Consider the following 13,197-nt stretch of genomic DNA (forward strand, 5'->3'; position numbering starts at 1 on the left):
ATTGGCAATTCTTCCTCCTGTTGCTGATAATAGTTTTAGAGGTAATTATTCAAGAGGTCTGATTTTAAGAAGTAAAAAGTAAAAAGTAAAAAGATAATCCCCATAAATAAATTGAGGGGATTTAGGGGGATCTCCAAGGGTCAGGCGTATACGAAAAAACTTTTCAAACAACCTCTCAAAGAAGTTCAGCCACTAACAGGATATATCCGTGGCGGTGTGACAGCTTTAGCTAGTAAAAAAGACTATCCAGTTTACCTTGATGAAACAGCAACCCTATTTGAGCAGATTACTGTTTCTGGTGGGATGCGAGGTATGCTGCTTCTGCTATCGCCAGATGATTATTTACGTGCAGCCAATGGCACTTTGGGAGCAATTGTACAAAATTAAGGGTCAAGCGATCGCACCTGGGCGATTCAATATTTACTTTCTCGCTTCGCTAAGTCTGGCGGTACATTAATTATCGTATTGCATGGCTCTAACCTGACAAGCGTGGTAGGTAAAGCTACGGCTGGGCTGTCCTCTTCCCACTCTTTTTCTAGATCATCGTGATGAGAAATTGCAGCTAGTGTTTCATATAACCGTGCTGGTGCATCTTTACGTCTCCACTGTCCTGCCAGTTGAGCGGCTAACAAAGCATGGGCGCGGTGGTAAATAATTTCCCACCCATAAGGTGTAGCGTTGACAATCACAAATCAATCTCCTGAATTCAACTTTTGATTGAGAGTTAAACTAATATAAATTCAATTTTTTAGAGCGAATTTATCGATTCAGAAATTCATTTAGAGCGAATTTCAGAGATGACCGAGGTAGCTGGAAACTGCTCTTGAAATGATTCTCCTAACTTTGCATTCAGTGATCTGAGTATCTTTTGAAACTTTTGAATTTCTTGAGGCGTTAAGTAGTACAATTTTCAGAGTTTTTCTTCCGTCGAACTCAGGTTTCTGGGATCTCCCCGAAATGCATCTTTTATAGCTAAGTAGAAAACTCCAACTGATGTGCTGTACCATCATCTACAAAGCTCTGTTCCCCGACGCCGACTAATTCCACAATCATTTCACGTCTGATGGGTGAAAACTCACCTTCTCTGGCTGCTATCTTAACAATGGTTTTTTGTTGTTCGGAATAAACATGGTAAGTTGTGGTGCAAAAGGCTCCTGTTTTGTACTCAAAAGTATGACCATCATCTTCATAAAGGGTAAATTCACCAACGCCCTTCCAAATCCGTAGTCTCATTTGGTCTATGGGATGTTCATCGACATATTGCATTACTGGTGCGATCGGAATAATCGAGCCAGCACGAACATATAACGGCATTATCTCCAATGGTGCGGATGCCAGAATGTGAGTTGGTCCCTTAATTGTCTCCCCACTCCACCAGTCGTACCAATAACCTTCAGGTAAGTACACGGCACGGTGTTCAACGCCGGGACGGAAAATTGGTGCCGCTAGTAAGGAGGGACCAAGCATTACTTGATCAGCAAGAGAAAAGGTTTTTGGGTCATTGGGGAAATGATACAGAAGTGGGCGAAGAATTGGTGCGCCAGTAGTTGCAGCTAACCAAAAAAGAGTGTAAATGTAAGGTAGTAGTTGATAACGGAGTTCAATGTACTGGCGGCAGATTTTTTCGACGCGATCGCCAAATACCCAAGGCTCATGTTGTGCAGTAGTTAATGCTGAGTGTCCCCGCATCAGGGGGTAAAGCATTCCTAGTTGCATCCACCGAGCAAATAGTTCCGGTGTAGCGTTTCCCGCAAACCCCCCAATATCACTACCGACAAAGGCAACACCCGATAGACCCAGGTTACAAAGCATTGGCAGAGACATTTCTAAGTGTTCCCACAGAGATTGATTGTCTCCCGTCCATACCGCCGACCAACGTTGAATGCCAGCATATCCAGCGCGCGTCAAGATAAAAGAGCGTTCAGTCGGACGAGATATTTGAGATGCTTGATAAGATGCCCGTGCCATCATTAGCCCATAAAGATTATGGATTTCCTTGTGGGTGGTTCTCTCGTCAGTTGGTCCCTGCGGTGCATCAAGAGGAAAGGAAATTTTGTTACCAGGGTCGCCGAATGGACGGTCATCAAGTGCGGGTTCATTCATGTCGTTCCAGATGCCGGCAACACCAATATCAGTGAGACTGTTTTGACAATTTCCCCACCAATCTCTAACTTCAGGACGCAGGAAATCAGGAAAGACAGCTTTATCCGGCCAAACATAGCCATGAAATAACTGACCATTAGTTTTTCGGACAAAATAGTTGTTGCTTAATCCCTCGTCAAAAACTTTATAATCTGCTTCTGGCTCGTATTTGACCCCCGGATCAACAATCGTCACTAGTTTAAACCCATCTTCCTTGAGGTTTTGGATTAATTCTTGAGGATCAGAAAATCGCTTGGGACTCCAGGTAAAAACCCGGTAGCCGTTCATATAGTCAATGTCTAAATAGATAACATCACAGGGAATGCGACGCTGACGAAATTCTTGGGTTAGTTTGCGTACTATATCTTGTGACTCGTAACTCCAGCGACATTGGTGATAACCTAATGACCATCGAGGTGGCAAGGGCATTCTACCTGTTAACTGGGTGTAAGTCTGCATAATTTTCGCCGGTTCGGGCCCATAAATAATGTAGTAATCCAGTTCACTCCCCTGAGTTTCCATCTGCCAGACTCCGGGTTGCTGTGCGCCCAGATCAAATCGGCTCCAATAAGTAGTGTTGAAAAAAAGCCCGTACCCCAATCCCGGACGCAACGCCATGAAAAAGGGAATCGCCTGATACATACTGTCTGTCATGATCCCGTAATCGATCGCATCAGATGTCCAGTTGGTTCTCACTTTGGATCGCTGATCGAGTAAACCAGTCGGTTCACCAAAACCATAGAAATGTTCGTCAGATTCAATCCGTTTCCACCCAGCAACAGTACCAGTTCGCCACCCCATGCCTAAGTCTGTATCCTGGGCAAAGGGCTGTCCTGCTGAGTCGAAGCACTGGATACGACACGGTGAGCGGGACACGACAATAGATAATTGCTCAGTTTTAATTTCTATAGCCTCTGCTTTTTCCTGCACTTCAAACGGCACAGTCAGCCATTCTTCATCCGCAAGTGCCACTGCCCACGAACGCCGGGATAGAAATTCACCAGTTGGGGTCATCCGCACCCGAATTAAGTTTGGTGCTAGCACACTAATTGTTAGACTAGCATCGCCGCACTCCAAGAGGATATGGCGCTGATTCTGTTGTATTGTTTGTACTGCTCCCAGAATTGACCAAGGCGCTTCGGTTGTGTGCAGTTGTCCAAAATATTGCGGCATAATCCTTGATTCCAAGATCACTACTTTCCCCAATTGAGATTCACATAAATTACTGGTAAAAAGCGTGTATCTTTAGGTATAGCGTCTGATGAGTGCCACAGCAATTCTCATTATGAGAATGGTTATCAATAGACCTCGCAACACTTTTAGGAGGTCGTAGTTTGTTTACGTATTTTAACAATACATCCAGAAAATCTTTTGATTAAGAAGTTAGGTGATTTCCGAGAAAGAAAATACCTGTGTTGGCGAGTTTCGACACTTCGACCACGCTCAGTGCATCGCTTCGCTCAACTCTCGATCACTCAGTTGGTTGAGCGTACCCCTTCGGGGATCTTGCTACGCGTAGCGTCTCCAAGAGTTGTGGAAACCAACGGCGGCGATTTATTCCTGTAAATCGCCTTAGTCCTCAACAAGTGCTGCAATTGCAGCTACTAGTTTTGAGGGGTCGGCTGGTTTAGTGATATGAAGTTGAAATCCAGCGGTTAAAACCTGTTTTTGTGTAGTTTCTGCGGCGTAAGCAGTTAGAGCGATGGCGGGAATCTGTCCACCTTGATTAGCAGGCATTGCTCGTAATTTTTTGATCAAAGCGTAGCCATCAACTTCTGGCATACCCAAATCGCTCAACAGCAAATCGGGTTTTGACTGTGCTATTATAACAAGTGCTTCGCTGGCGGATGCTGCGCTCGTGACGATCGCGCCCTGCTGTTCCAATAGGAAGACAAGAAACTCGCGCGTATCAGCATCATCATCCACAACTAATAACCGTACCCCTTCTAGTGGAGCATGGAGCATACAGAATGGATAGGAATCGTCAGAGATGTTCCGATCTTCAATTTTAAATTCCAGACCCTGTTGAACAACTGGTAGGCAAACTGTAAATGTCGCGCCTTGTCCCTCACCAGGGCTTTGTACCCAAACTCTACCACCATGCAACTCGACAAGTTGGCGTACAATCGCCAAACCAAGTCCTAATCCGCCAGAACTTCGGCTTGTACTACTATCTGCCTGACGGAAATACTCGAATACGTGTGGCAGAAAATCAGGATTAATACCTTTACCCGTATCACAGACTCTCAGTTCTATCTGAGAATCAATCTGTTTTAAGTAGACTTCGACTTTTCCACCGGATGGAGTGAATTTAATGGCGTTAGAGAGTAAATTCCAAACAACTTGTTGAAGACGACTACCATCACCTTTAACTTGTCCAATTTCTATATCGAGATCAAGATTAATTTGAATAGACTTTGCTTCTGCTGCCAAATGCACTGTGTCTAAGGCAGCTTCAATAGTAAAAGCAAGATCAACAGTTTCTAAATTAAGTGCTAGCTTGCCTCGAAGAATGCGGGAGATATCCAATAGGTCTTCAATCAACTGAGCCTGTAGTAAGGCATTTCGTTCGATTGTCTCAAGGGCACGCACAGTAGTAGCTTCGTTTAATGAGCGGTTTTTTAGTAGCTTTGCCCAACCCAAAATGGGATTAAGAGGGGAACGAAGTTCATGAGAAACAATTGCCAGAAATTCATCTTTGATGCGGTTTGCTACTTCAGCAGCTTGTTGCGCTTTCTGGCGTTCTTCCGCTACTGCTAGTGCTTGATCTCGTAAGTTTTTATATTCCTGAACTCGAAAAGTTAAATCTGTGAAATCCTCAATTGAGAAAAGGGCATAAAACTTATTTCCGTCTATTGCAGGCACAGCAGTTACAGTTGTCTGCTGAATGCGATATTTATTTTGAGATAGCGGTATAGGAATAACATATTTATGCAATTGAGAAGAAAAGATTGCGGGAGGACCGCCTTGAAAAATTTGCTCTAAGCGACTAGTATAACGAGGCTGATTCAAATGAGGAAAATATTCATGAAGAGAATTTCCTAAAATTTGACTTCGGGAAATTTTTGTCCATTCCTCCAAGCAGCAGTTCCAGAATAAAACAATGTAATCTGACTGTAGAACAAAAGCTCCTAAAGGAATTTTATCTAAAAGGCTAAATTTTTCATGAGCTTTTTCTATGATATTCATTGTTTCATCGTCAGGATTTGAGCAGAAGATTTAAATATGTTTATCTAGCTAGGTTAGGAAGTTTTCTAGATCATATTACTGCAATTTCATCATTAATTGCATTGAGCAGCGCATCAAATGTACCTACGTGAAAGATTAAAATAATATCCCCAACAATTTCTAACTGTTCAATTATGAATCGAGCTTGTGCTAGCAAGATTTTAGAATCGCTTTCATAAGTAGATACTAACAAGTTTTCAATTGTATCTTCTAAGTAAACAGGTAATGCATAGTTGACATGCTGCTTGAGCACATTACTCAGTGAACCCATTACCCCGTTGATAACAATGTTACCAATTTCGCTCAGAGTGCCAATTTTCACCGCGTCTAGATCAGCCGATCCTCGCTCTTCACCTGTAAGGGCTGCAACTAGTGTTGATGCACTGTCAGTCGGAAAAATCAAGCCCGCAGCACCAGAAAAAGAACCTGTAAAGCCTAGTCTTACAGATGCCAAGCTGTCATCATGGAATCGTGTTTCTAATTCCTGATAAGCCTCAGCAGTAGTTAATACTTTCACAATTGGAATTTTGAGACCAATGTGAGAGTCTACCATCTCATTCAGTAGACTTGCGGCTCGACCAATTCCAATATTAATCAACTCTTCCAGTGCATCCAGTTGTTCTGCTGTTACATTCATCAAAACTTATTCCTGAGTATTAATAACTTGCTGGACTGCTTTTCGCAATTCATTTTCTTTTGCTGGTTTATTAATAAAGTTAATCGCCCCAAGACTATAACTTTGATTGCGTGCCCCTTCTTGGATATCGGCTGAGATGATAATTGTGGGAATTTTTAATTTTTCATCTTGTAAAGCTTGCAGAAATTCAAACCCATTCATGTCTGGCATAAGTAGATCCGCTAATACACAATTTGGTTTGCGCTGGTGAACTAATTCTAATCCCTCACGGCCATTAGTTGCTTCGATAATTTCGTAACCATCAACTTGCAGAAACTTCCGGATCATTCGGCGAGAAAAGGCTGCATCATCAATAATCAAAATCAATGTCATTATCTCTGCCCTTTTGTGTTTTAGCTCAAGAATTGTTGATTTATCTCAGTTAACTAATATTATTAATCAAATGACCTTTATACCATAAAAAATCATTTAAATTTAGTTGCTTAAGTTAAAAATATTTAAAATTCATCTGCTGAAAGGTTAATGGTATAGGGTGTAACTAAACTTTAGTTAAGTATTTGAAATTTCATCTAAGTCAAGCCTGGCTTTACAAAGCCAATGCAAAATTGTCGTGTGGTGAATATCTGTTGCCCGCTCGATTTCTCGCAGACTCATGCCTTTAAGATGCATCTGGAGACACAATTGCTTGAGCTTGGTAAGATTCGAGGAACTGACGACCACATTGTTTACATTTGTAACATTGTCTCCCTTGACGAAAACCATTCTTGAAAGTTTGAGTTGAATAGCAACAAGGACATTGCATATTTATTACTTTACCATTAAAATAACATTATCTTTTCAGCATGAGACATCTAAATATTATTTGAAAGCGGTATATTGCTGAGATTTAAAGTTAAATTACCATCAACACCAAGGATCTAATTTTTTCACCGAAAAGGCAATGGAGTTAACTGAAATTAACGATGATATAGAAGCATTCCTGATTGAGAGCTATGAAAATCTGAATCAAATTGAACAAGATATTATTTCTATCGATCAAGTATCAGAACAAGGAGAAGCCATAGTTCGCATTTATCGGTCACTCCACACAATTAAAGGAAACTGCGGCTTTTTACCATTTCCCAAATTGGAATCACTTGCTCATGCTGGAGAAAATTTGCTCTCGTCTTTACGCACTGGCCAGCTAGCAATTACCCCAACGATTATCAATACCTTACTGCAAATACTTGACAGCATTCGGCAGGTTCTGTCCCAAATTGAAGCAACGAGGCATGAGGGCGATCGCGATTATTCAGCACTGATTACGAGTTTAACTCAATTGCAGTTAACTGAGCAGGCGACGATCGCATCTGCTGTTAATCCGCAAGGGTTACAGACAAATATTGATACTACGTATTTCAATCACGAATTCCCGGAAATCTCAACCTTGACAGCATCAGAATCTTCTCAGATCCGAGTCAATGTTAACCTGCTAGATCAGGTGATGAACCTCGTGGGTGAACTCGTTTTAACCCGTAATCAGGTGATTGGATTTAGTACCAAGTTTAAGGATAGTAGCTTTACTGCTACTTGCCAACACCTTAGTCTTCTGACATCCCAGTTGCAGGAAGAGATCGTGAAAACTCGGCTGCAATCAATTAGTACCATTTGGCAAAAGTTTCCTCGCGTGACGCGCGATTTGGCGATCGCTTCCGGTAAACAAGTTAAGGTTGACATGGAGGGAATAGATACTGAACTGGATAAAAGCATTATTGAAGCGATTAAAGATCCTTTGACTCACTTAGTACGTAACTGTATAGATCATGGCATTGAGTTACCAGCCGAGCGGACTGCTTGTGGAAAGTCATCTGTGGGACGGTTATTTTTAAGAGCCTATCATGAAAGCGGCAAAGTCAATATTGAAATAGGCGATGATGGTCGTGGGATCGATGTAGAAAAACTTAAAAAGCGATCGCAGCAACTGGGTTTAGTGAGTGCCGTAGAAGCTGCGTCCATGAGTGAGTTGGAAGTCATAAACTTAATTTTCTTACCCGGCTTCTCTTCTTCAGAACAGGTGACAAACCTTTCTGGGCGTGGAGTCGGGATGGATATTGTCAAGAATAATATTGATAAAATTAACGGCACAATTGAAATTTATAGCCAGCAAGGACAAGGAACGACATTCAAAATTAAGATTCCCCTGACCTTGGCAATTATTCCCGCATTAATTGTCACCAGTGGTGGCGATCGCTATGCCATTCCCCAAGCAAGTATACAAGAGCTAGTACGCCTAGAAGCACAGGCAGTTAATCAAATTGAGATGTTTTACGATGTACCTGTGTATCGCTTGCGGGACACTCTTGTACCATTAGTTTATTTAAATCAAGTATTACAAATCCCCAATAGTGATACCAACTTGGAAATGTTCAGTCTGGTAATTGTGCAAGTTGATAACTATCAATTTGGCTTGGTTGTGGACACAATTGAAGACATCCAAGACATTATGGTGAAACCTCTAGGAAAACAGTTAAAGGCGGAATCTTTATTTGCCGGAGCCACTATTTTAGGGGATGGCACAGTTACATTAATTATTGATGTTATTGGTTTGGCAAACCGATGTGGTGTAACCGCAAAACAAAAGCAGCAGTTATTGATTGAAAACGCCAGAAAAGACCAAGACCAAGTTATCGCTCGTCAAACAATATTATTGTTTGAAGGGCCAGAAGGCGCTCGTATGGGCATCCCATTGACCATTGCCTTTCGGCTCGAAGAGATTCTTTGCTCTGCGGTAGAGAAAGTAGGTAATCAGTATGTAGTGCAGTCTTATGGTAAAGTGTTGCCACTAATTGACCTGAACAAAGTATTTTCCCAGAGTTATGAGAATGACCTCCATGATCGGACTAAGGCAACTGTTGCAGAGACTCTCCAGATAGTGATTGTCTCACCCTCCTCAGAATTCAGCGTTGGGCTAGTGGTTGAGCGGATTCTTGACATTGTAGAAGAACCACTGACAATTACAGGTGTCTCTACTAGACCGGGTGTGCTTTTTTGCGCTGTATTTCAGGGTAAAATTACCGAAATACTTGACATTGAGGCTGTAATTCGCATTGCTAACCCTCATTTGCTGCAATTGATTACTAATGGCTGAAAAACAAATTTGTACATTTTTTCTCAAAGGAGTTTATTTTGGTATTAATGTGCTGCACGTTCAAGAAGTGATTCGCCCACAAGCAATAACTCCTATACCTTTAGCCCCACCAGATATCTGTGGCTTAATTAATTTACGTGGACAAATTATTACTGTAATCGATTTGCAACGCCGATTAGAGATGAGCGAACCGCAGACACAATTAAATCTAAAACTTGTAGATGAAGCCCAGGGATTTAATATTATTGTACGTTTTGAGGATGAAGTAGTCAGTTTGCTCGTCGATAATGTTGGTGATGTCTTAGAGTTTCCAGAGAGCACATTTCAACTCCCACCGACAACCTTAAAAGGTAAAATTCGTTGGATGCTAGCAGGGGCTTACCCTCTCCCAGATGGATTTCTGCTAGTTTTAGATGCCGAAAAAATTCTAAATGTTAATTTGATAAATCACGTTACCCACTAATTGAGGAGCGCTTTGCAATGACTACGAATCGGGCTGCAAAAACAGCCAACTCTAAATCTTCCTCAGAGGATAGTGTAGCTTCGCCGACTGATGACGGTGTAACAAAAGAGCAACTGCAAGCGTTACTATTAGCACTGAAATCTGTAAAAAATGGTGATTTTAGCGTCCGTTTACCTGTCGAGAATAATGAACTAGGTGAAATTGTCTTAGTTTTTAATGAATTGGTAAGTTTCAACCAAAACTTTGCCCAAGAAGTTTCTCACTTGGCAGCCGAGATTGGTACAGAAGGGAAGCTTGGCTCTCAAGCCGTCGTCAAAGGAGCAGAGGGGAGTTGGCAAGGATTGCTTGATAACTTCAACCAAATGTCTACAAATTTAAGAGAGCAGATCAAAAGTATTAATGAAGTAACCCTTGTCGTTGCTCAAGGAAATTTAGCCAAACAAATTGAGGAAAGCAATGCTGGAGATTTTAAGCAACTCACAGATAATGCCAATCAAATGATTAGCAGCTTGAGGTCTTCAATCAGACAGATGGCAGAGGTGGCGACGGCAGTTGCGTCTTCATCAGAAGAATTGACCGCAGTCAGCACAGAAATGACTCAAAATGCCGAACAAACTGCTGAACAGGCAACCTCTGCATCTAGCTCCGCCGAACAGGTGAGCCAAAATAGCAGTACAATTTTGACTGCGGTAGAGCAGATGAATGCCAGCATTCAAGAAATTGCTAAGACCGTCATGGAAGGGGCAAAAGTCACGACTCAAGCAGTTAAAACTGCCGATCGCACCAATGAAACAATTAATAAACTTGGTCAAAGCAGCATTGAAATTGGCAAAGTAATTAAAGTTATTACTGCGATCGCTGGGCAAACAAACTTGCTGGCACTCAATGCTACAATTGAGGCTGCAAGAGCCGGAGATGCCGGCAGAGGATTTGCTGTAGTCGCAAACGAAGTGAAAGAATTAGCCAAACAAACAGCAAATGCCACTGAAGATATTAGCCAGCGCATTGAAGCGATTCAGACAGATACCAAAGCTGCGGTTCAAGCCATCACTCAGATTACTGATATTATCAATCAAATCAACGACTTTCAAAGCACGATCGCTAGTGCTATTGAAGAGCAAACAGCAACGACAAATGAAATTAGCCGCAATATTGCTGAAGCAGCCAAAGGGACATCTGATATTGCCAAAAATATCGCAGTTGTCGCATTGAATACTCAAAGTACAACGATTGGCACGAGTAATACGTTAGAGGCAGCCACAGAATTATCGCGCATGGCAGTAGATTTGCAGAAAGTCGTTAGCCAGTTCATATATTAGTTTTTTCACTGTCCCCCATTGCCACTAATCCCCAGAGCTACGGTGGTGTATAAAAGTCTAGGACTTACGCGCAGGTAATGGAAAACGAACCACAGAGGACGCAGAGGTAACAGAGGAAAGAGAGTTTCAGAGGGTGATCCCCAATGCCCCATGCCCCATGCCCCAATCCCTAATCCCCAATCCCCAATGCCCAAAATTCGGGTACTAGTTGTTGATGACGCGGTAGTAGTTCGGAGCCGAATCAGTAAGATTTTGTCTATCGATCCAGAACTAGAAGTGGTAGGAGTCGCTGCTAACGGTCGCATTGCCCTTGCCAAAATTCCCCAGGTCAATCCCGATATTGTGATCCTGGATATCGAAATGCCAGAAATGGATGGTTTACAAACTCTCTGTGCGATTCGACAAATCTATCCCCACCTACCAGTGATTATGTTCAGTACCTCTACACGGACTGGAGCGATCGCAACACTCGAAGCTCTCTCTTTAGGGGCTTCAGATTATGCCACAAAACCTAGTAACTTAGGAAGTGTAGAGGCGATAAATCAACATATTCAAGCGGATTTAATTCCCAAAATCAAAGTATTTGGTGCAATAACTACTACATTGACAACACCAAGCACGGTTGCTCATCCAGTTGTTTTTCCCCTTTACACCAATCCCAAGCGGGTAGAGGTTGTAGCAATTGGGGTTTCTACTGGAGGACCTAATGCCCTAACTGTATTGCTTAGAGAGCTTCCAGCCGATTTATCAGTTCCCATTTTGATTGTGCAACACATGCCCCCCATGTTTACGAAACTATTAGCTGAACGATTATCTTCTAAATGTCAAATCCCAGTCAATGAAGCGGTTCCCGGAGTGGTATTAGAACCTGGACAAGCTTGGATTGCACCGGGAGATTTTCATTTGGTTGTGCAACGCGACAAAGGTGTGGTTCGACTTGCTACTCATCAAGCACCAAGCGAAAATTCCTGTCGTCCTTCAGTAGATGTTCTGTTTCGCTCGGTAGCAGAGGTTTATGGTGCCGGGGCGATCGCAGTTATCCTCACAGGTATGGGGCAAGATGGGTTACATGGCTGTAAGTGTATCCGCGAGGCGGGTGGACAAGTGCTAGCACAAGACAAAGCCAGTAGTGTGGTGTGGGGGATGCCTAGTTTTGTGGTTAATGCTGGACTTGCCGATCAAATTGTCACCCTTGACCAAATGGCAAGTGAAATTATGCGCCGAATTCGTGACCATAAAAATCCTATTTCCGGTCTGTAATGGAACAGACTAAGAGTGTAAGCACCGATGATTTTGAGTATCTTCGTCAATTAGTTCGCGATCATTCAGCAGTTGTGTTGTCTGCTGATAAAAGCTATCTGGCGGAGCTACATTTACAGCCAATTGCAGAATCAGCAGGATTCACTTTAATTGCTGAACTGGTGGCATATCTAAAGACTCAACCCTTTAACAATCTTCATGTCCAGACAATCGAGGCGTTAGTCACTAATGAAACCTCATTCTTTCGAGATCATCACCCTTTTGAAGCACTGAGACAATACATACTACCAGAGTTAATCAAAAAACGAGCCATTGAGCGATCGCTAAACATTTGGTGTGCTGCTTGCTCTAATGGACAAGAACCCTACAGTATCGCTATGCTAATTCGTGAACATTTTCCCTTACTTACCAATTGGTCTATAAGGCTAATTGCTAGCGATTTTTCCACCAAGGTATTAGCGCGCGCCCAAAAAGGGCATTATAACCAACTTGAAATTAACCGCGGACTATCTGAAAATCTCCGTGACAAGTACTTTCATCGCCTAGATAGTGACTGGCAAATAAAGTCCGAAATTCGCCAGATGGCAGAGTTTCGTCAGATCAACCTGATGCAATCTTGGTCATCCCTTCCTGAAATCGACGTGATCTTTTTACGCAATGTTTTAATCTACTATGATCTAGCGACCAAGAAAGTCTTGCTAAGAAAGGTAAAACAGCAATTAAGAACAGATGGCTACCTGTTTCTCGGTAGTGCTGAGACGACTATCAACCTGGATGGCTCATTCAAGCAGGTTTCATTTAACAAGAGTATCTGCTATCAATTGCACAATGCTTAATATCATGTCCGCATAATTAGTTATGATTCCCACAGTCATTGCACCCCACCCCCAGCTTTGAATATTGCGGCTAGCGTTCGTATCCCTTCCATTTTGTACATTTATTTATACTGCAAGCAATTTTATGCGATCGCTTGCAGCTTTAGGCATATAAGCTTTACAGACTAGCTCCATCTAACTTTGCC

At 42.4% G+C, this 13,197-nt stretch carries 12 protein-coding genes and 1 pseudogene; 7 read left to right on the forward strand and 6 right to left on the reverse strand.

Annotated elements, in window-relative coordinates; translation table 11 throughout:
* Positions 1-111: 111 nt before the first annotated feature.
* Entirely contained in the window at positions 112-387 is a 276-nt protein-coding gene (locus V7K97_RS18820; protein ID WP_334802531.1) for a YbaK/EbsC family protein, read from the forward strand.
* Between the two features lie 125 nt (positions 388-512).
* Here V7K97_RS18820 and V7K97_RS18825 read toward each other — a convergent pair.
* Together V7K97_RS18825 and V7K97_RS18830 are read right to left on the reverse strand one after the other, a co-directional pair.
* Positions 513-689 (reverse strand): annotated as a pseudogene (locus V7K97_RS18825) (DUF3891 family protein); the annotation flags it as partial.
* Between the two features lie 283 nt (positions 690-972).
* Positions 973-3,315: a glycoside hydrolase family 31 protein gene (locus V7K97_RS18830; RefSeq protein WP_334802532.1), complete on the reverse strand. Its 2,343-nt coding sequence runs from the start codon at positions 3,313-3,315 to the stop codon at positions 973-975.
* Between the two features lie 198 nt (positions 3,316-3,513).
* Between V7K97_RS18830 and V7K97_RS18835 the strand changes: the two genes are divergently transcribed.
* Positions 3,514-3,708, forward strand: a complete 195-nt coding sequence (locus V7K97_RS18835; protein ID WP_334802533.1) for a hypothetical protein — start codon at positions 3,514-3,516, stop codon at positions 3,706-3,708.
* Positions 3,709-3,714: 6 nt separating this feature from the next.
* On the opposite strand, the gene V7K97_RS18840 is transcribed toward V7K97_RS18835, so the two are convergent.
* The 4 genes from V7K97_RS18840 to V7K97_RS32110 all read right to left on the reverse strand — a co-directional run bounded on the left by V7K97_RS18840 (position 3,715) and on the right by V7K97_RS32110 (position 6,809).
* Complete coding sequence (locus V7K97_RS18840) at positions 3,715-5,331, reverse strand: hybrid sensor histidine kinase/response regulator (protein WP_334802534.1); 1,617 nt, start codon at positions 5,329-5,331, stop codon at positions 3,715-3,717.
* A gap of 70 nt (positions 5,332-5,401) precedes the next feature.
* Positions 5,402-6,007 carry a chemotaxis protein CheX gene (locus V7K97_RS18845; RefSeq protein WP_334802535.1) on the reverse strand — a complete coding sequence of 202 codons (606 nt, stop codon included), beginning with the start codon at positions 6,005-6,007 and terminating at the stop codon, positions 5,402-5,404.
* A gap of 6 nt (positions 6,008-6,013) precedes the next feature.
* Positions 6,014-6,379, reverse strand: a complete 366-nt coding sequence (locus V7K97_RS18850) for a response regulator (RefSeq protein WP_334802536.1) — start codon at positions 6,377-6,379, stop codon at positions 6,014-6,016.
* Between the two features lie 286 nt (positions 6,380-6,665).
* Positions 6,666-6,809 carry an IS1/IS1595 family N-terminal zinc-binding domain-containing protein gene (locus V7K97_RS32110; protein ID WP_442936913.1) on the reverse strand — a complete coding sequence of 48 codons (144 nt, stop codon included), beginning with the start codon at positions 6,807-6,809 and terminating at the stop codon, positions 6,666-6,668.
* A 138-nt stretch (positions 6,810-6,947) separates the two neighbouring features.
* Here V7K97_RS32110 and V7K97_RS18860 point away from each other — a divergent pair, with 138 nt between their 5' ends.
* From V7K97_RS18860 to V7K97_RS18880, 5 genes are all read left to right on the forward strand, one after another.
* A complete protein-coding gene (locus tag V7K97_RS18860) occupies positions 6,948-9,134 on the forward strand; it encodes a chemotaxis protein CheA (RefSeq protein WP_334802538.1) in 2,187 nt (728 codons plus the stop codon).
* Positions 9,127-9,597: a chemotaxis protein CheW gene (locus V7K97_RS18865; RefSeq protein ID WP_334802539.1), complete on the forward strand. Its 471-nt coding sequence runs from the start codon at positions 9,127-9,129 to the stop codon at positions 9,595-9,597. The genes V7K97_RS18860 and V7K97_RS18865 overlap by 8 nt, the downstream gene beginning before the upstream one ends.
* Positions 9,598-9,614: 17 nt before the next feature.
* The gene (locus V7K97_RS18870; protein ID WP_334802540.1) at positions 9,615-10,916 is read left to right on the forward strand and encodes a methyl-accepting chemotaxis protein; all 1,302 of its coding nucleotides are present in this window, start codon (positions 9,615-9,617) and stop codon (positions 10,914-10,916) included.
* Positions 10,917-11,066: 150 nt separating this feature from the next.
* Positions 11,067-12,176, forward strand: a complete 1,110-nt coding sequence (locus V7K97_RS18875) for a protein-glutamate methylesterase/protein-glutamine glutaminase (RefSeq protein ID WP_334802541.1) — start codon at positions 11,067-11,069, stop codon at positions 12,174-12,176.
* Positions 12,176-13,012 carry a CheR family methyltransferase gene (locus V7K97_RS18880; RefSeq protein WP_334802542.1) on the forward strand — a complete coding sequence of 279 codons (837 nt, stop codon included), beginning with the start codon at positions 12,176-12,178 and terminating at the stop codon, positions 13,010-13,012. The genes V7K97_RS18875 and V7K97_RS18880 overlap by 1 nt, the downstream gene beginning before the upstream one ends.
* Positions 13,013-13,197 lie beyond the last annotated feature (185 nt).

The organism is Nostoc sp. (assembly GCF_036917815.1).
In the GTDB taxonomy this organism is placed as follows: Bacteria; Cyanobacteriota; Cyanobacteriia; order Cyanobacteriales; family Nostocaceae; genus Nostoc.

Excerpts from the sequence above, each read along its gene's own strand:
- V7K97_RS32110 (WP_442936913.1), bottom strand. The coding sequence starts at position 6,809 with ATGCAATGTCCTTGTTGCTATTCAACTCAAACTTTCAAGAATGGTTTT.
- V7K97_RS18880 (WP_334802542.1), top strand. The coding sequence starts at position 12,176 with ATGGAACAGACTAAGAGTGTAAGCACCGATGATTTTGAGTATCTTCGT.
- V7K97_RS18875 (WP_334802541.1), top strand. The coding sequence starts at position 11,067 with ATGCCCCATGCCCCAATCCCTAATCCCCAATCCCCAATGCCCAAAATT.
- V7K97_RS18850 (WP_334802536.1), bottom strand. The coding sequence starts at position 6,379 with ATGACATTGATTTTGATTATTGATGATGCAGCCTTTTCTCGCCGAATG.
- V7K97_RS18870 (WP_334802540.1), top strand. The coding sequence starts at position 9,615 with ATGACTACGAATCGGGCTGCAAAAACAGCCAACTCTAAATCTTCCTCA.
- V7K97_RS18860 (WP_334802538.1), top strand. The coding sequence starts at position 6,948 with ATGGAGTTAACTGAAATTAACGATGATATAGAAGCATTCCTGATTGAG.
- V7K97_RS18845 (WP_334802535.1), bottom strand. The coding sequence starts at position 6,007 with ATGAATGTAACAGCAGAACAACTGGATGCACTGGAAGAGTTGATTAAT.
- V7K97_RS18865 (WP_334802539.1), top strand. The coding sequence starts at position 9,127 with ATGGCTGAAAAACAAATTTGTACATTTTTTCTCAAAGGAGTTTATTTT.
- V7K97_RS18840 (WP_334802534.1), bottom strand. The coding sequence starts at position 5,331 with ATGAATATCATAGAAAAAGCTCATGAAAAATTTAGCCTTTTAGATAAA.
- V7K97_RS18830 (WP_334802532.1), bottom strand. The coding sequence starts at position 3,315 with ATGCCGCAATATTTTGGACAACTGCACACAACCGAAGCGCCTTGGTCA.